The organism is Candidatus Mycobacterium methanotrophicum (genome assembly GCF_023515995.1).
In the GTDB taxonomy this organism is placed as follows: Bacteria; Actinomycetota; Actinomycetes; order Mycobacteriales; family Mycobacteriaceae; genus Mycobacterium; species Mycobacterium methanotrophicum.
In genome coordinates this window covers 102,169-119,719 of the sequence record NZ_CP097321.1, presented here as the reverse complement: position 1 = coordinate 119,719, position 17,551 = coordinate 102,169, and the positions used below count along the sequence as shown (strand labels likewise).

The 17,551-nt window shown below is 67.6% G+C and carries 16 protein-coding genes; 5 read left to right on the top strand and 11 right to left on the bottom strand.

All coding sequences use genetic code 11. From position 1 onward, the window contains the following. Nucleotides 1–216 precede the first annotated feature (216 nt). The 11 genes from M5I08_RS25265 to M5I08_RS25215 form a co-directional block, all read right to left on the bottom strand. Nucleotides 217–567 (bottom strand): DUF732 domain-containing protein, encoded by a 351-nt coding sequence (locus tag M5I08_RS25265; RefSeq protein ID WP_219070728.1) that lies wholly within the window; start codon nt 565–567, stop codon nt 217–219. A gap of 702 nt (nt 568–1,269) precedes the next feature. Continuing rightward, nucleotides 1,270–2,637, bottom strand: coding sequence for a PPE family protein (locus M5I08_RS25260; protein WP_219070726.1), 1,368 nt, complete (start codon nt 2,635–2,637; stop codon nt 1,270–1,272). 11 nt (nt 2,638–2,648) lie between these two features. Then, nucleotides 2,649–2,948: a PE family protein gene (locus M5I08_RS25255; protein WP_219070724.1), complete on the bottom strand. Its 300-nt coding sequence runs from the start codon at nt 2,946–2,948 to the stop codon at nt 2,649–2,651. Beyond that, nucleotides 2,936–3,091 (bottom strand): hypothetical protein, encoded by a 156-nt coding sequence (locus tag M5I08_RS25250; RefSeq protein WP_219070722.1) that lies wholly within the window; start codon nt 3,089–3,091, stop codon nt 2,936–2,938. Before M5I08_RS25250 ends, M5I08_RS25255 begins: the two co-directional genes overlap by 13 nt. 55 nt (nt 3,092–3,146) lie before the next feature. Then, on the bottom strand, nt 3,147–4,388 hold the full coding sequence (locus tag M5I08_RS25245; RefSeq protein ID WP_219070720.1) for a PPE family protein: 1,242 nt from the start codon (nt 4,386–4,388) through the stop codon (nt 3,147–3,149). A gap of 19 nt (nt 4,389–4,407) precedes the next feature. Next, nucleotides 4,408–4,569: a hypothetical protein gene (locus tag M5I08_RS25240; RefSeq protein WP_219070718.1), complete on the bottom strand. Its 162-nt coding sequence runs from the start codon at nt 4,567–4,569 to the stop codon at nt 4,408–4,410. 425 nt (nt 4,570–4,994) lie between these two features. After that, the gene (gene nirD, locus M5I08_RS25235) at nt 4,995–5,399 is read right to left on the bottom strand and encodes a nitrite reductase small subunit NirD (RefSeq protein ID WP_249763503.1); all 405 of its coding nucleotides are present in this window, start codon (nt 5,397–5,399) and stop codon (nt 4,995–4,997) included. Continuing rightward, nucleotides 5,396–7,918 (bottom strand): nitrite reductase large subunit NirB, encoded by a 2,523-nt coding sequence (nirB, locus tag M5I08_RS25230; protein ID WP_249763542.1) that lies wholly within the window; start codon nt 7,916–7,918, stop codon nt 5,396–5,398. The genes nirD and nirB overlap by 4 nt, the downstream gene beginning before the upstream one ends. Before the next feature lie 164 nt (nt 7,919–8,082). Next, on the bottom strand, nt 8,083–9,852 hold the full coding sequence (locus tag M5I08_RS25225; RefSeq protein WP_219069596.1) for an NTP transferase domain-containing protein: 1,770 nt from the start codon (nt 9,850–9,852) through the stop codon (nt 8,083–8,085). Then, nucleotides 9,849–13,892, bottom strand: a complete 4,044-nt coding sequence (locus M5I08_RS25220) for a bifunctional nitrate reductase/sulfite reductase flavoprotein subunit alpha (protein WP_219069598.1) — start codon at nt 13,890–13,892, stop codon at nt 9,849–9,851. Before M5I08_RS25220 ends, M5I08_RS25225 begins: the two co-directional genes overlap by 4 nt. A gap of 205 nt (nt 13,893–14,097) precedes the next feature. After that, nucleotides 14,098–14,502, bottom strand: a complete 405-nt coding sequence (locus tag M5I08_RS25215; RefSeq protein ID WP_219069600.1) for a pyridoxamine 5'-phosphate oxidase family protein — start codon at nt 14,500–14,502, stop codon at nt 14,098–14,100. A 275-nt stretch (nt 14,503–14,777) separates the two neighbouring features. Here M5I08_RS25215 and M5I08_RS25210 point away from each other — a divergent pair, with 275 nt between their 5' ends. Genes M5I08_RS25210 through M5I08_RS25190 form a run of 5 tightly spaced genes read left to right on the top strand, consistent with a single transcriptional unit; the run spans nt 14,778 to nt 17,441 of the window. Then, nucleotides 14,778–15,083, top strand: coding sequence for a PE family protein (locus tag M5I08_RS25210; protein ID WP_219069628.1), 306 nt, complete (start codon nt 14,778–14,780; stop codon nt 15,081–15,083). Between the two features lie 2 nt (nt 15,084–15,085). Next, nucleotides 15,086–16,639 carry a PPE family protein gene (locus tag M5I08_RS26430; RefSeq protein ID WP_370328678.1) on the top strand — a complete coding sequence of 518 codons (1,554 nt, stop codon included), beginning with the start codon at nt 15,086–15,088 and terminating at the stop codon, nt 16,637–16,639. Next, nucleotides 16,525–16,782: a PPW family C-terminal domain-containing PPE protein gene (locus M5I08_RS27190; RefSeq protein WP_249763502.1), complete on the top strand. Its 258-nt coding sequence runs from the start codon at nt 16,525–16,527 to the stop codon at nt 16,780–16,782. The genes M5I08_RS26430 and M5I08_RS27190 overlap by 115 nt, the downstream gene beginning before the upstream one ends. A 43-nt stretch (nt 16,783–16,825) precedes the next feature. Continuing rightward, nucleotides 16,826–17,119, top strand: a complete 294-nt coding sequence (locus M5I08_RS25195; protein ID WP_219069602.1) for a WXG100 family type VII secretion target — start codon at nt 16,826–16,828, stop codon at nt 17,117–17,119. A gap of 31 nt (nt 17,120–17,150) precedes the next feature. Next, the gene (locus tag M5I08_RS25190; protein WP_163778650.1) at nt 17,151–17,441 is read left to right on the top strand and encodes a WXG100 family type VII secretion target; all 291 of its coding nucleotides are present in this window, start codon (nt 17,151–17,153) and stop codon (nt 17,439–17,441) included. Nucleotides 17,442–17,551 lie beyond the last annotated feature (110 nt).

The window sequence follows — 17,551 nt, the reverse complement described above, 5'->3', positions numbered from 1 at the left end:
GCCACCACCGAATCCAACCATTCCGGCGGGGGCGCCGCGGGGCGCAATCACACAAGTCGAACCACAGGTCAACGTCGGGGCTGAATGTTTACCTTCAGACTTCGGAAGGCCAAGGGCCTCCTTATGCAGCGACACGCCCTATGTGAGCGAAATCACAACCGCCCGTTTAAAATTGAAGAGCCTAGATGGCTGGACGCGTTTAGCCCCTGCTCCCCTTTACCCATGTTGCATACGCTGGGGGCAGAACTCGTTCGCTGCAACCGCAGCGAACTTGGCGGCGCCGTCTAGCGTGAATGCCGGATTGGCCTTCTTCACGTGGTCGATGACTTCGATGCCCGACAAGCCATTGTCCATCAGCCCGCACACCGCTTGGCCAGCTGCGACGGCATGGGATGGGCTGTGGTAGATGATGCCAGCGTTGTTGAGTGCGGCAAGGAAACCTGCTTCGTTGAAACCTGTTTCGTCGATATCGGGACCGGGGTCGGCATGCGCTGACGCAGCGGCTGCCGTCCCGGCCACTAGCGCGACTCCCGCAACTATCGTCGAGGCTAGGGCCGTGATTTTCAAGGTTCCTTCCCTCCGCTTGTGTCTTCCCCGCTGACCATTTACGTGCCGATCCCGTCCAGTCGGCATGTGATCCATGCGACTGTCATATGCTTTGTCAGTCATACGCCTTGTCATTCGGGATGTTTCCCTTCGCCGACACCTATATACCGACGCTACTATGCGATGATTTCAACGAAAACCCTTTCGCGGACGTATTTACATGCTCTTAATTGTGTTAATAATGCATGGCGTATTTTGTGCCGCAGGGGATTGTGGTCGCGCCAACCCCCGAGTCGTTCCGGCGGCCGGTCGGGCAACCGCACGCGCTCGAGGCGACACATGAGCGCTTCGACCGCAGCGGCCCTGTGCCGTAACGCATCCAGGTCACACATATCGCATACGCAGTCGACTCGCTCACCAGGTTGGTTGGTGTGCCGTCGCCCGAGTGCGACCACCGAGTGCATCGTGATCAACCGGTCGCGCCAATAGCGTTTCAACGCGCGCGAATCCGCTCGATGAGCAGAACTGGGTGGTTTGAATGAGCGCGATCACGTCTGGAGGGATGGCTGTCGGCCCATGACGAACATCGGATTGCGGCGCGGCGATCCCCGCGGCCGCCGCAGTGATCCCAGCAGTACGGGACGGACCGACAGGCAACAGCTGACAGCGTCCTCTGCTACCAGTCCTCAACTGGCTGGGCTCGGAGCGTGAATTGGATTGTGGCTAAAACAATTGTGGCTTGGGCGTGGGCCTGGTCTGGGTGCCCGAGGACAGGTGCACCGCATGGATGCCCGGTTTCTGCGACAGTTCGGCGACCAGACTCTCGAGTCCGGCCGAGTCGGTATGCCAGTGCTGCACTGCCGGATTGTCGGGTTGTTTCGCCAACTCCGCGACTACGCGCTCAAGCCGCGCCGGTTTGGCGCTTCCCTTGAACGAGGTCGCGGCCACCCGGGAGGCGCTACTGCCAAGCGCGCATCCGGCCAAGCTCGCCAGGCCTATCTGACTAAACAGCCCTCCCGGGTCAGCTTCCAGTACCATCGGGGGGGCGGTCAGATTGGTGTCCGCCAGGGCCCCGGCCAGCATTCTGATCGCGGGGGTGGCCGCGGCCCAGCTGGGCGGTACCGACAACATGCCGACCAAGCCCGCGCGGCCCACACTCGCCGATGCGGCCACGCCCAGGCGCGCTGCGCCGAGCGCGCCGGCCTCACCCATCCCGGCGCCCAGCTTCGGCAACAAATCACCCAGCGCCCCGCCCAACCCGAGCGGGTAGAAGAACGTCTGGAACTCCACCATGCCCAAGATGGTGGAGATCATGGCGTCATTAATCGGCAGGACGGCCTTCGCCCCAGAGCCGATCGCGAACAGGGACTGATAGACCGATGCCGCCGATGATGACCCGGTGAGGCTGTTGAGGAGTCCGCCGATCGTTGTGTTCCACGACGTGCTGGCCGATGCGAGTTCTTGCAGCAATTGGGGGATCCCGGACAGTATCGACTGCGCACCGGTGCCCGTGGAGCTGCCGGCAGCCTGGGCGACCGCCGCGCCTTGGGCGGCTAGCCCGGCCGCGTTGGTGGTCTGCGGCGGCTCGGTGAACGGCGTTACCTGGGTGGCGGCCGCCGACGAGCCGGCGTAGCCGTACATCGCGGCGGCGTCTTGGGCCCACATCTCGCCGTACTGAGCCTCGGTGGCCGTGATCGCGGCGGTGTTTTGCCCGAAAATGTTCGTCGCCACCAGCGATGCCAGCTGGCTGCGGTTGGCCGCGATCATCGGTGGCGGCACCGTCGCGGCAAACGCGGTCTCATACGCGGCTGCCGCCGCCCGTGCCTGGAGTGCCGCCTCCTTGGCCTGTGCCGCCGTGTCCGACATCCACGCCACATATGGTGCGGCTGCGACTGCCATGGAAGCCGATGATGGACCCGTCCACGACCCGCTGGTTAGCCTCGAGATCACCGAGCTGTAGGAGGTAGCCGTGGATTGCAGCTCGGCGGCCAGCCCATCCCAGGCCACCGCCGCGGCCAGCATCGACCCCGATCCCGCGCCAGAATACATTCGACCGGAGGTGATCTCCGGTGGCAACGCCCCGAAATCCATTGCCATACCTCTTAACTCGTCGCCACCGCGTTGGCGGCCTCGGTGGCCGCGTACGACCCGGCGCTGGTACCCAGGGTGTTCACAAACATCTCGTGAATCGCCGCGGCCTGGGCGCTGACTGCCTGATACATTTGGGCGTGCGCGGCGAACTGCGCCGCGGTCAGCGCGGACACCTCATCTGCCGCCGCGGGTACCACCCCCGTCGTCGGGGTCGCCGCGGTCGCGTTCTGGGCACTTAGTGTCGCGCCGATACCTTGCAAATTGGCGGCTGCCGCCGCCAACATTTCCGGTTGCGTTGTCACGAAAGACATCTGTCCTCCTTCTCCGATGGGTTCGCGCCCATTTGGTCACCGTCCCAAAAGCTCTCAGCGGCAAGCACATTGCGAACGATCTCGTGCGCCCGGAGGGTGCCGCGATGCACGTCGTGCGCATTTGACTGGTCGTAGATCGTCATCGACTATGTTCTCCCAACGGGTAAAAGCGTGGCTGGTGCGCAGTAATATCGACAGTCATGTCTCCATCGGCGGTATCACGATGATGGTGGCCGTAGTGGGGGCACCTGGGGCGGCAGCGCCCCCGATAACACGGGTAGCGGTGCTACCGATGGAGGGTGTGGCAGTACCGGCGATAGCGCGTCCGGCCAGACTCGACAACGCCGCGTTGTTGAACAGGCCTCCCCGGCCGTCTGCGGCGATCGCCGGGTCGGCGTCGGGCAACACCGCGGCGACCGACCTGATCGCCGGGGCGGCGGCGGTCCAGCTCTTGGGCACCGACAGCCCTCCGACCCAGCCCGCGCGGCCGATACCCGCCGATACCCCTCCCCCTCCTAAGCCCGCCGGGTACAGCGGTCCGGTCCCCGAAGCCGCCGGCGGTAACAACGAAGCCGGTAACAACGACTTCATCGCCCCACCGCCGAGCACCGTGGCTACACCTTGCGCGTTTTGGGGTAAGAGGACGCTCTGTATGCCTAAGAGGTAAGGCGCGCCGGCCACGTCAAAGGGGGTAAACGGCGAGTAACCTCCGGTGAGGTTCGTCACCAGTGTGGCCAGGCTCGACAGGCTCGACTGCAGTCCCGACGCCGTTGATGTCGATGCGGCTGGCAATGTTAGGCTTTGCAGCGCTTGCGGCACCGCCGAGACCAGCTGTGACAGCGTCGACTGCACGTTGCTGCCGGCCGAGGTGCCGGTGGCTTGGGCGACTGCGGCTGACTGAGCGGCCGCCCCGCTTTGGTTAGTGGTCTGCGGCGGCGCGGTGAACGGCGTCATCTGGGTGGCGGCCGCCGCGGAGCCGGCGTAGCCGTACATCCCGGTGGCGTCTTGGGCCCACATTTCGGCGTAGTGGACCTCGGTCGCCGCGATCGCCGGGGTGTTTTGACCCAGAATGTTGGTCGCGATCAGCGACATCAACAGGCTGCGGTTGGCCGCGATCACCGGCGGGGGCACCATCGCAGCAAGTGCGCTTTCATAGGCGGCCGCCGCCGCCCGAGCCTGAGCGGCCGTCTGCTCAGCTTGGTCAGCGGTGGCGCTGATCCACCCCGTGTAGGGGGTAGCAGCGGCGGCCATTGTCGCCGACGACGGACCCTGCCACCCCGCAGTCAGACCCGAGACCTCGGAGCCATATGCGGCTGCGTTTGTCCGCAGCTCGGCGGCCAGCCCATCCCAGGCCGCCGCGGCCGCCAACATCGGCCCTGACCCCGGACCGACATACATGCGCCCGGAGTTGATCTCCGGCGGTAACACTCCGAAATCCATGTGCTTAACCTCTAGTTGCTCAGCCGGCAGCGATTACATGCCGGGACTGCCGCACGCCAATCTGCCGCGGCCATGGTGATGAGTTGGCCAGTACGTGCCCGGCGAGCGCTTGGTCATAAACGCCTTCGACGACCGTCTCTAGTGCCTCCGCGACGCCGATCTGCATATAGATGCTCGACATTCATTCGCCCTTTCGGCGTTGTTGTTGCACATCATCAGACGACACGACGATTGCCGAGTGGTTGTCCAGGGATAGCCGAAGCGCTACGAAGATTTCACTGCCGCAATGCGTCCGCCGTGAGGAGAATCGCCTGCCGCTGAGTCCTGTACCTGGCTGCGCTGGATGCTCCGGTCGAAAAGGTCGCACTCGGTGGCGTCGACGCCGTCACTTTCGCGTCCCTGCGGGTGGCCGGGTCGGTTCTGTTGCAGGCCAAGGAGTCGCAGCTCACCGGCTCCGCGACGCGGTCCCTGACAACGACTTTGACAAAGTTTTTGCGTCAGCATGGTGACCGCCGGCGTGCCGCAGTTCCGGCCTACGCCTGAGATCGGCACGTTGTGCGCTTGACCTTTCAGGCCATTCGGGCCGCCGCTGGCGATGTCCGTCGGTCAGGCGGGCGGCCGCGCGCGGCGGTGACCGAACCGGATGCCGGGGGAGTTGGCGACGTAAACGGCGCCGTCCACCGTGATGCGGGTGTCGTATACCGGGACGAACACGCCTTGGGCGTCGAGGCATCGGCCGTCGAGCAGGCTGAACGCTTGCTTCTTCAGCGGCGACTGCACCACGGGGCAGCCGTCGCGGTCGCCGACGATGCCGCGCGAGAGCACCGCGGCACGGCCGATCGGGTCGATGTTGCCGATGGCCCGGACGCTGTTGTCCGCCAAAAGAAACAGGGCGACCTGGGCGCCGTTCGGCAGCAGCACCGCCACGCCGCGTAGCGGCTGCAGGCTAGACAGCGCGCAGGCGGCGGTCCAGTCGCCTCGCCAGCGGCGTGTGTCGAATGCATCGGTCATCGAGAAACTCCTGACGGATTTCGGCGGGACGGGACGGCGGGGGTTCCGATCAGGACGGGGACTTTGCGGCCGTTCTTCTGGGTGAACTCGACGGTGGGGTCGGGTGCGTCGGGCGCGTTGACGAACGACACGAACCGGGTCAGTTTGTCGGGGTCGTCGAGCACGGCCTTCCACTCGCAGGAGTAGCCGGCTACGTGTCGCTGGATCGCGGCCTCGAAATCCGCGGCCAGGCCCAGTGAGTCATCGATGATGACCTCACGCAAGTGGTCCAGGCCGCCGTCCAGGCCCTCGATCCACGGCGCGGTCCGTTGCAACCGGTCCGCGGTGCGGATGTAGTAGATGAGGAAGCGGTCGATGTAGCGCAGCAGAGTTTCGTCGTCGAGGTCGGAGGCGAGCAGCTGGGCATGCTTGGGGGTCATGCCGCCGTTGCCGCCCAGGTACAGATTCCAGCCGGATTCGGTGGCGATCACGCCGACGTCTTTTGCGCGGGCTTCGGCGCACTCGCGGGCGCAGCCCGAGACGCCCATCTTGATCTTGTGCGGCGCCCGCAGGCCTCGGTAGCGCAGCTCCAGGTCGATGGCCATCTGCACGGAATCCTGCTGGCCGTAGCGGCACCAGTCGGTGCCGACGCAGCTCTTGACGGTTCGTAGCGCCTTGCCGTAGGCATGACCGGACTCCATGCCGCCCTCGACGAGCCTCGCCCAGATCTGCGGCAGCTGGTCGACGGTGGCGCCGAACATATCGATGCGCTGCCCGCCGGTGATTTTGGTGTAGAGGCCGAAATCCCGGGCGATCTCGCCGATCAGGATCAATTGCTCGGCGGTGATGTCGCCGCCGGGCACGCGCGGCACCACCGAGTAGGTGCCGTTGCGCTGAAGGTTGGCCAGGAAGTGGTCGTTGGTGTCCTGCAGCGAGGCCTGTTCTCCGTCGAGGATGTGGTCGGAGCTGGTGGACGCGAGGATGGAGGCCACCGCCGGTTTGCAGATATCGCAGCCGGCGCCGGCGCCGTACCGCTCGATCAGGCCGGAGAAGGTGCGGATACCGCTCGCGTGGACGATTTCGAACAACTCGGCCCGCGACTGGGAAAAGTGCTCGCACAATGCCTTTGAGACTTCGACGCCTTCGGCTGCCAGGAGCTGCGACAGCAGGGGCAGGCAGGAGCCGCACGACGTGCCGGCTTTGGTGCAGCTTTTGAGGTCTGCGACGGTGCGCGAACCGTCGGCGATGGCCGAGCGCAGCGCGCCCTTGGAAACGTCGTTGCAGGAGCAGATCTGGGCGTCGTCGGGCAGCGCGGCCACGCCAATCCGGGGTCTGTCGCCGGAGCCGGCAGGCGCGATCAGGGCGACGGGGTCGCCGGGCAGCCGCGAGCCGACCAGCGGCCGCAGTGTGCCGTAGCTGGATGCATCCCCGACCATGATGCCGCCGAGCAGGGTCTGGGCGTCGTCGGAGAGCACCAGCTTGGAGTAGGTCCCACCGATCGGATCGGACACTACGACCGCCAGCGCACCCGGCGTGGTGGCCATCGCGTCGCCGAAGCTGGCGACGTCGACGCCGAGCAGCTTCAGTTTGGTCGACAGGTCGGCGCCCGGGAATTCGGCATCACCGCCGAGGAGGTGGCTGGCCACCACTTCGGCGCTGGTGTAGCCGGGACCGACCAGGCCGTAGCAGCGGCCTTGGATCGCGGCGACCTCCCCGATGGCATAGACGGCGGGATCGCTGGTAGCGCAGGTCAGGTCGCACATCACGCCGCCCCGCTCACCGATGTCGAGGCCGGCCTCGCGAGCGAGCTCGTCGCGCGGGCGGACCCCGGCCGAGAACACCAGCAGCGCCGCCTCGATCACCTCGTCGTTGCTGAGTGTTACCCGAAGGCCATCGCCCTCGGCATCGGCAAGCTGTTCGATGGCGGACGTAGCAGCCCCGATGGTGACGTCGATACCGAGTCCACGCACCAAGCGCATGAGGTGCTCGCCGCCGGCCTCGTCGACCTGTAGCGGCATCAGCCGCGGCGCGAACTCGACGATGTGCGGTCGCATCCCCAAGAGTCGCAGCGCGTTAGCGGCCTCCAGGCCGAGCAGTCCGCCGCCGACCACGATGCCGACGGCCTCGGGGTCGCGGGCCAGCGCGGCTTCGGCATCCGCACGGATCGCATCCAGATCGTCCAGCGTCCTATACACATAGCAGCCGTCGGAGTCACTGCCCGGCACCGGCGGAACGAACGGGTACGAGCCGGTGGCCAACACCAGGGCGTCATAGTCGACGGCCGAGCCGTCGGCAACGGTCACCCGCTTGGCATCCCGGTCGATACCCGTGACCGTAGTACTCAGGCGCAGGTCGACCAGAGCATCGCCAGCGTAGTCGTTGCCGGTGAGCGCGAGCAGCGAGCGGTCCCAGGCACCCACGTACGACGACAAGCCGACGCGGTCGTAGGCGGCGTCGGCCTCCTCGGCGAGGACCACGATCCGCCAGGCGCCGTCGGTGTCCCGCGTCCGCAGCGCCTCGACGAATCGGTGTCCGACCATGCCGTGCCCGATGACCACGACCGTGCGTACGCGCACCCTTTCGCTCCTCCCGTCCGGTTTGTCGATTGACGGTAGGAGCCCGGTATTGCGGCGGCGTGGCATACGGTTGCCGCACGGTCACGCCTTTCTCACTTCGTCCCGGGTGGGCGCGTGAGGGCGGAAGGCTAGGTGAGGCGCTCGACGAGGGCTCCGTCGGCCGTGTCGGGCGGGATCAGTGCGAGGCCACGCCGCCCGACGAGGGCGGCCAGATGCGACGTCGCGGCGTGGCCGGGCGCCACCCACTGCCCACCGCCGTCGGGCTCGACGGCGGTGACGCGCCATCGATTCGTCGGCGGGAAGCCGCGCACGGAGAACAGGTCGACGGGGGAAGGAGCAGCCCCGGTCAGGGCGTCGACGACCGCCGGCCCGAGCAACGCGACACCGGCGACCGCGGCCAGGGGGTTGCCGCCGAGACCGAGTAGCACCCGCCCGCCCGGACGGCCCTGATTACCCGGCAGGATCGCGACCAGCACCGACCCACCGGGCCGCACGGCCACCCCGTCGACCACGACCATGCCGCCGGCGCGGGCGATAGCGTCACGCAGGTGGTCGGCGACGCCTCGGCCGGTGGCGCCGATGACGACCACCAGATCTGCGTCACCGGCCAGCGCCGCCTCCAGCGCGCCCGGCGCGTCCGGCAGGTGCGCGCCGGTGGTGACCGTTGCGCCCAGAGCACGCAGCCGGGCGGTAACGGGCCCCGCGGCCGTCTCAGGCAGCAGCGGCCGCCTCGGGTCTGCGACCTCACCGCCCGCGGCGATCTCGTCACCCGAGGTGTGCAGTGTGACACGAATCGGCCCGCGCACCGCGAGCCTGTGCACGCCGGCGGAACGGGCCAGCGACGCGACGGCTTCGTCGACCCGGGTACCGATCTCGGCGAGGACCGTGCCGGCCGTCCACTCGCTGCCTCGGCGCCGGGTGTCGTCGCGGACGAAATCGCGGAAACCCTTTTCGCGCAACAGGTCAGGCGAGACGTCTACCTCCTCGTCGCGGATAACCCGCTCGGCGCCCGCGGGCAGCGGGGCGCCGGTGGCGATGCGGCGGGCGTGTCCAGGGGTGAGCGCGCCACCGCAGGTCCCTGCGGGGACGGCGCCCGCTTCCGGTATCCAGGGGCTGTGCCCCGCGACGGCCCAGCCGTCCATCGCGGACACGTCGAACGGCGGGAATGGCGCTGCCGCCGCGAGCGGTTCGGCGAGCGCGCCGCCGACCGCCGCGTCCAGGCAGCGCGCGGCGACGTCGACCGGTGCTACCGAGGCTTGAACGGTAGCCCGGGCACCATCGGGGGCGCTGTCTGCCCGGGCCCGCGCCGCGGCGAGCTGGTCGGGGGTGTCGACGTCGTCGACGTCGCCCACTGCGGAGGTCACCGCGTTGCCGGGGAGCAGGTCCTGCACCCGTGACGGGGCGCTGGCAAGCGCGGCGGCCAGCGCCGCAGAATCCCAGACTGCGGCGAGGTACTGGACGCGGCCACCGTCGTCGACCGCAAGAGCGACCGGGGCGTCGCCGCGGGCGGCTGCCAGCGCCGCCACGGCCGCGGGTGTGATCCGCGGCAGATCAGCCGCGAGCACCACGATGTCGGCCGGGCCGTCGGGCAGCGCCGCGAAGCCCGCGGCGAGCGCGGCGACGGGGCCCGATCCGGGCGGGTCCTCACATATGACGGTGATCTCGTCGGGCACGTCGCGCGGCGGCCCCACCACCACGACGGCCTCCGCGTCGGCTACTGCGGCGAGCGCGACGTCCAGCAACCGCCGGCCGCCGACCCGCTGCTCCGGCTTGTCGGCGCCCAGGCGCTTGGACGCGCCGCCGGCGAGAACGATGGCGCGTAGCGGTCGCCGCCGGCCGGCCACGGCGGCCGAGACCGGCGCGCGAGTAGTGGCGGCGTGCCCGATGGCGGTACTCAATAGACATCCCGCACGTAACGTCGCTCGGCTGACATCGCCTGCAGGTACGTCGCAGCGCTCTTCGGGCTCTGTCCGCCGTGCTGGGCGATGATGCCGCGCAGCGCCTCATCGACGTCGCGGGCCATCCGGGCAGCCTCGCCGCACACGTACACATAGGCGCCGTCTGCAATCCACTTCCACAGGTCGGCGGCGTTTTCCCGCATCCGGTCCTGCACGTAGAGCTTGGCGTCGCCGTCGCGGGAGAACGCGGTGTTGAGGCGGGTCAGCACCCCCGACCGGGCGAAGGCGTCCAGCTCGTCGCGGTAGTAGAACTCCGTCGCTTCGTGGCGCTCGCCGAAGAACAGCCAGTTGTCGCCGGTGTGCCCGCGGGCGGCGCGGTCATGCAGGAACCCGCGGAACGGCGCAATCCCGGTCCCCGGGCCGACCATGATCACCCGCGCATCGGGGTCCTGGGGCGGTCGGAAATGCTTGGTGCGCTGGATGAATACGTCCACCTCGGCGCCGGGCTCCAGGTGCGCCAAATATCCCGAGCACACGCCGTGTCGCAGGGCGCCGTCGGTGGCGCCGGCCGACGACTCGAACCGGACGACGCCGGGGGTTAGGTGCACTTGCGTCGAGTCCTCGAGTGGACTCGACGATATCGAGTACAGCCTCGGGGTCAACGGCCGCAGTACGTCGAGCCACTCGTCGACCTCCGCTTTGACCGGATGGCTGACCAGCAGGTCGAGGGCTTGGCGCCCCCAGGTCCACTGGGCGAAGCGGGTGGGATCGTCGATCACCGCCTTCAAGTCGTCGCCCGGGTGGCGTTCGTGGACGAACCGCAGCAGGTCGGGGGTGATTCGGGTGAAGTCCAGTCGTAGCCGGAGGGCCTCCGTGAGGGGCATCTTGTCGTCGCCGACGGCGATCTCGGCGGAGCCGTCCAAGCTGGTGAGTTCGAGGAATTCGGCGACGGTGTCGGGCTGGTTGTGCGGCCACACGCCCAGCGCGTCGCCTGCGCCGTACTCGAGCGTGCCCTCCGGCAGGTGGATGGCGATGTTGCGCACGTCCTTCTCAGAGCCGGCGCCGCACAGTGCGACGTTACTGGCGATGGTGGTACGAAGCGGATTGGTCCGCGAATAAGACTGTGCCGCGGTCGATTTCGGCACCGTCGCGCCGGAGGGCTGTTCGCCCAGTGCGGCGGTGACGCGGTTGGTCCAGGCTTGCGCGGTGGCCTCGAAGTCGGGTTCGCACGAGGCGCGGTCGACGATGCGGTGCGCGCCCAGATACTCCAGGCGTGCATCGAGCTTGCGGGCGAAGCCGCAGAAATCGGCGTATGACAAGTCACCGAAACCGAGAACGGAGAAGCTGAGGTTGTCGAGGTCGCCGGGCTCGGCGGCGGCCAAAGCGTCCCACAGCGCGATGCCGTTGTCGGGGGCGTCCCCGTCGCCGGTGGTGGCCACGACGAACAGTACGGTGCCGGTCAGGTCAGTCACCGACACTTCTTCGGCTCCGCGAAGCCGAGCCGCGATACCTGCCCCGCTCAGCTGTTCGACGCACGTGTGCGCGTATTCCTCGGCGGTGCCGGTCTGCGACGCCCACACCACAGTGGTCGCCGGTGCCCCGGCAGGTGGCTGGGGACCGGCCGTCGCGGCGGCGGTCGATTGCTCTGCGCGGCAGAAGATCCCGGCCAGCACGCCCTCGACCCACGCCCGGTTTCCGGGCGTGAGCGGCGTCACCGCGGGCAGCGTCGGGAGCAGGCCCGCGGGCGGATTCGCGCGGACGCCGGCTAGCAAGCCGGACAGGAACAGCTGCTCGGCGTCGCTCAGCGTCGCAAGCGAGGGCAGCGGGCCCAGCGCGGCGGCGAGCGCCTCAATCGGCGCCACCGCTACCTCCGGGGTGAGTTGGACTGGGGACGCCTCGGTCTCGATCGCCGTAACCGCCACGGCGCACACCTTGAATTCGGGCTGCAGCGAGTCGGCGTCGACCGCGTCGTTGGTGACCGCGTTGACTGCCAGGTCTGTTCCGAACGCGTCGGACCAGTGCATCGGGGCGAAGCACACGCCGGGACGCACGGCGTCGTCTACCGCCGCCGGGAGCACGGCTCGGCCACGGCGGGAACGGATCTCGACCCGGTCGCCGTCGCGTATTCCGAGCCGTCCGGCGTCCTCGGGGTGCAGCTGCAGGAACGGTTCGGGGTTGAGTTTGTTGAGCTTGGCGACGCGCCCGGTTTTGGTCATGGTGTGCCATTGGTGCGCCAGCCTGCCGGTGGTGAACACCATCGGGAAGCCATCGTCGGGCAGCTCGGCCGCGGGGAGATGGGGCCGCGGCAGGAACCGGGCGCGCCGGCTCGGGGTCGGGAAGGCCAGCGCCGGGACGGTGCCGTCGTCGGCGGTGTGCAGATCCTGGCTGACGCCGTCGTTGCGGTAGCGGATCGGGTTGCGGTCGTCGCAGCCGGGCGCAGCGGGCCACTGCACCGGCCCGCGGCGCAGCCGGTCGTAGTCCACACCGCGCAGATCCCAGCCGGTGCGAGGGTTGTGAAAGCCGGCCAGTTCATCGAAAACATCGGCGGCCGAGTCGAATTCGAAACCGGGGTAGCCCATCGCGGTCGCCACCAGGCAAATCAGCTGCCAGTCCGGGGCGGCGTCGCCCGGCGGGGCCATCGCGGCTCCGCAATGTGTGAGGGTGCGCTCGCTGTTGACCATCACCCCGTCGGCTTCGGCCCACAGCGCGGCGGGCAGCACCACGTCGGCGTATTCAGAGGTTTCGACGCCTGCGAACGCCTCCTGTACCACCACCAGCTCGGCCCGCTGCAGGCCGGCGATCACTGATGCCCGATTCGCCACCGAGGCAACGGGATTGGTGCAGATGATCCACGCCGCCCGGATCTCGCCGTCGGCCATCCGCCGGTACATGTCGACGGTACCGGTACCTCCTTCGGCGCGAATCGTGTCGGGCTCGAGCCCCCAACGGGCCTCGACGAAGGCCCGGTCGTCGGGATCCAGGGCCGACCGCTGCCCGGGCAGGCCCGGGCCCATGTATCCCATTTCCCGGCCGCCCATCGCGTTGGGCTGACCGGTTAACGAGAACGGGCCCGCACCCGGGTGGCATATCGCTCCGGTCGCCAGGTGCAGATTGCATAAGGCGTTGGTGTTCCAGGTGCCGTGGGTGGACTGGTTCAGCCCCATCGTCCACAGGCTCACCCAGTTCTTGGTGCCGCAGATCAACTCCGCGACGGCGCGCAGATCCGCCTCGTCGAGGCCGGTGATGTCGGCGACGAGGTCGGCCGGATACTCGTCGAGCAGGGCGTCCAGCGGCTCCCAGCCCTCGGTGTAGGCGGCCACGAAATCGGTGTCCACGCCGCCCGCGTCGCGCACCAGCCGCAGCAGCCCGTTCAGTAACGCCAGGTCGGTGCCCGGCCGCACCGGCAGATAGAAGTTCGCCTTGGCCGCGGTGGCGGTACGCCGGGGATCGACGACCACCAGCTTGGCGCCGTCGCGGACGCGGTCCATCATGCGCAGGTACAGGATCGGATGGCAGTCGGCCATGTTCGCACCCAGCACCAGGAACAGGTCCGCGGTATCCAAGTCGTCATAGCTGCCGGGCGGACCGTCAGCCCCCAGCGACTGTTTGTAGCCGGTGCCGGCGCTGGCCATGCACAGCCGCGAGTTGGACTCGATCCACTGCGTGCGCAGATAGCCCTTGGCCAGCTTGTTGGCCAGATACTGCGCCTCGATGGACATCTGCCCCGACACGTACAGGGCGATCGCGTCGGGCCCGTGCTCGTCGCGGATCGCCGACAACCGGGCGGCCACCTCCGCGATGGCGGTGTCGACGGCGACCGGCTCGGCCTCGGCGCCGCGTTGTGGCCGGCGAAGGGCCTTATCCAGACGCCCGCCCGCGCGCAGCATGTCCGCGGTGGTGTTGCCCTTGGTGCACAGCCGGCCCCGGTTCGCGGGGTGATCCAGGCGGCCGGTCGCCTTCGTCACCACCCCGTCGGCCACGTGCAGGTCCATACCGCAGCCCACGCCGCAGTAACCGCACACCGTGGCGACCGTCTCCATGCACCGTCCTGTCCGCCGTCGACCGGACCCCATCGTGGCGCTGTCTTGTTTCGGCACCCATAGGCGGCGGTTACGCCCGTATCAACTCCAGCTATCACGGTGTGTGCGGTCGTCGTGAGGTGGTCAAAGCCACAAGTCGTTGCTGGTCACCGCAGATGCGGTGGCCAGAATCACAAACGAGCCCGGTTAGCTCGTCTCAGGGTTTCTATGGCTCGGAGAAAACCACACAATCGTGCAGGCAGCCTTTCGCGGACCCGGGAGTGTCCGGATCTGCATTGCGGTGCAACAGCGCGCGGGTGGGCACCACCACAAGCGCAGCGGTCTCGCCATCGGAATCGGTTGCTTCGGCACGGCCATCCACGATGAGCGAATAGCCGCCCGGCTCGCTCGGTGGCCACAACAGTGTGACGGCGCTGCGGCTTTCGAGGTTGTTGCGGGTTCGGCCGCCGATCAGCCCGACGTCCATGGTGCCCTCGCGCAGTTCGGGTTCGACGGTCACGGTGTGCACCCGATATTCGTCATCGACCGTGACGAGGTAAGCAAACCGGTAGCCGTCCAATGCGTCGGCCAAGCGTTTGAAGTCGACATTCTTCGGGGTCTTCGTGCCCATCCTCAAAGCGTAGGCGCCGCACCGGACGATAGACGTGGGCGAACGCCGCATTATCTGCAGTTGCGGGCGTACAGGCGATTCTGATCGGCAAACACGGTCAATATATGTAAATATCTCCGTGTCTGCGGTTCCACGCGGCCTAGACTGCTGACACGCGGTCTGCTTGGTATCGTCGGCATTCCGAGTTGATGACGCAGCTCGGCTACCTGTGTGGGTTCGCGGGCGGATCTGCATGTGTGGTGTCGCTACTGGTGACGTTCGCGCGGGAGGCCGAAATGACATTGCGAGTTCTTCCTGAAGGTTTGACGGCAGCCGATGCGGCGGTAGAAGCGTTGACCGCACGCTTAGCCGCCGCCCATGCCGCGGCGGCGCCACTGATCATGGCCGTGGTACCGCCGGCGGTTGATCCGGTGTCGCTGCAGACGGCAACAGGTTTCAGCGCTGCCGGCGGCGAGCATGCCGCTGTCGCGGCCCAGGGTGTCGAGGAGTTGGGCCGCTCTGGGATTGCGGTTGGCGAATCCGGGGCCAGTTATGCCGTCGGCGACGCTGCTGCGGCGTCGTCTTACTGCGCTTGGGGCTGAGGATGACCGCGCCGATCTGGATGGCGTTTCCGCCTGAAGTGCACTCGGCGACGTTGTCCAGCGGTCCCGGACCCGGCCCGTTACTGGCATCTGCTGGGGCGTGGACCTCATTGAGCACCGAGTACACCGAGGTGGCCGAGGAACTCAACGCGCTGGTGGCGGGGGTGCAGGCCGGGGCCTGGGAGGGTCCCAGCGCGGAATCGTATGTTGCGGCAAATGCACCGTACGTGGCGTGGCTGCTACAAGCCGCCGCGAACAGCGCCGAGATGGCCGCCCAGGAGCAGGTCGCGGCGACGGCCTATACCTCGGCTCTAGCCGCCATGCCGACCCTGCCTGAGCTGGCCACCAACCACGTCATTCACGGCGTGATGATGGCAACGAATTTCTTTGGCATCAACACGATTCCGATCGCCCTGAACGAAGCCGACTATGCGCGAATGTGGACTCAGGCCGCGACCACGATGAGCACCTATCAGGCGGTGTCGGCCGCGGCGGTGACCGCAGCGCCGCAGACGGCGCCTGCGCCCCAGATCGTCAAATCCAACGCGGCATCGAGCTCAACAGGCCTGTCGATCTGGGACTCGACGCTCCAATACACCTACCCGGTGGTAGCCAAAATTGTTGAGGCCCTGGGGTATAACCCACCACCACTGCAAGTCATGGAGAGCATACTGGCGCAATATGCCGACGGCTATCCAGTGGTAGCCGGAAGCCCGCTAGCGCAAATCGAGGCATATTGGGCCGAAACCTTCTCCGGTTCCGGTGCAATAGCGAACGCCCCCCTCGGGCAGGATGTATTTTTCCTTTATTTTAATGCTGTCTATCTTCTCCCAGCGGACGTACACGCTGTGCTTGAAGGCACTCCCGCTCAGATATTTTCGCTTGAGACGGTAGCCGCCTTGTTCAAGCAAGTCATTATGACAATCGGCAATGTCGTCGCGCTTGGTAACGTCGCGCTCCAGAATCCGGTGTACCTGGTGCCCTTACTTCCGGCGCTCGCCCCTGGTTTGGCGGGGACGAGCGGCTTCGCGGGGCTGGCCGGTCTGGCTCAACAGGCCGCGGCGCTGCCTGTCCTTGATGTACCGAGTCCGGTAGCGGCCACCCCCGTGCCAGCCGTCGCCAGTTCCGTAGTCCCGAGCGCGGCCCCGCTCCCTGCAGCGCCCACTGCGCCCGCGCCGGTCGCCGCGCCTGTTTCACCACCATTTCCGTCACCCGGCGCGCCCCACCACCGCCGCTGCCGACGGGTCCAGCGGGCTATCCCTACCTGGTCGGGGGCCTTCCCGCCGCCGCAAGGGCCAGCGTCCGAGCCAAACGTGATGAGCCGCTCTACCGCAGCGGCGCCAAGGCGCCGGCGCTTACTGCCGCGGCAGCAACGCGGGAACCGTCGCCAGCGCGTCGTCGCCGGCGGAAGGCCACAATGCTCGGTCGCGGGTATGAATATATGGACCTGGAGCCAGAGCCCGACGGCACCTCGAACCGCCACGAGCCGACCGCCTCGGCGGTGGCCTCAGATCGGGACGCGGGGCCCCTCGGATTCGCCGGGGCCGCGCCGGTAGACACCGCCGGACCAGCTGCCGGCCTGACCACGCTCCCCGGCGACACTTTCGGCGGCGGCCCCACGATGCCGATGATGCCTAGTACCTGGGGCGGCGATCCCCAATCGCCCGCCGGTCCGCCGGAAGGAGGCGACGGACGCTGAAACAGCATGCACAGCAACCAGATTCGATCAGAAAGGTAGACCCATGAGTTTGTTGGATGCTCATATTCCGCAGTTGGTGGCCTCGGAGTCGGCGTTTGGTGCCAAGGCGGGGCTGATGCGCTCGACGATCGGTCAGGCCGAGCAGGAAGCGTTGTCGTCGCAGGCGTTTTTCGCCGGTGATGGTGCGGCGGCGTTTCAGGCGGCGCATGCCCGGTTTGTGGCGGCGGCGGCCAAGGTGAACTCGCTGCTGGATACCGCGCAGGCCAACCTTGGCGATGCCGCGGGTACCTATGTGGCCGCTGACAGCGCTGCGGCGAGCAGCTACCCCGGCTTCTGAGCCAACCGAGTCTGAGGGAAAGGGATTTGTGATGTCACAGATCATGTACAACTACCCGGCGATGATGGCGCACGCCGCCGACATGGCCGGCTATGCCGGAACGTTGCAGAGTCTGGGTGCGGATATTTCCAGCGAGCAGGCCGCGTTGCAGGCCGGCTGGCAGGGTGACACCGGGATGAGCTACCAGGCGTGGCAGGCGCAGTGGAACCAGGCGATGGAGCAGTTGGTGCTGTCCTACCGCGCGATGGCGGGCACCCATGAGAACAACACCACCTCGATGCTGGCCCGCGACCAAGCCGAAGGCGCCAAATGGGGCGGCTAGACCGTTACCCGCCACTTCTGGTGCAGAGGCCGTCCTAAAAGCCCCATTCGGCGCCGTGTCAGTCGTTTGGGCCAGGAGCCATGAAGGGCGTCGAGGAGGCGGTGTAGCGC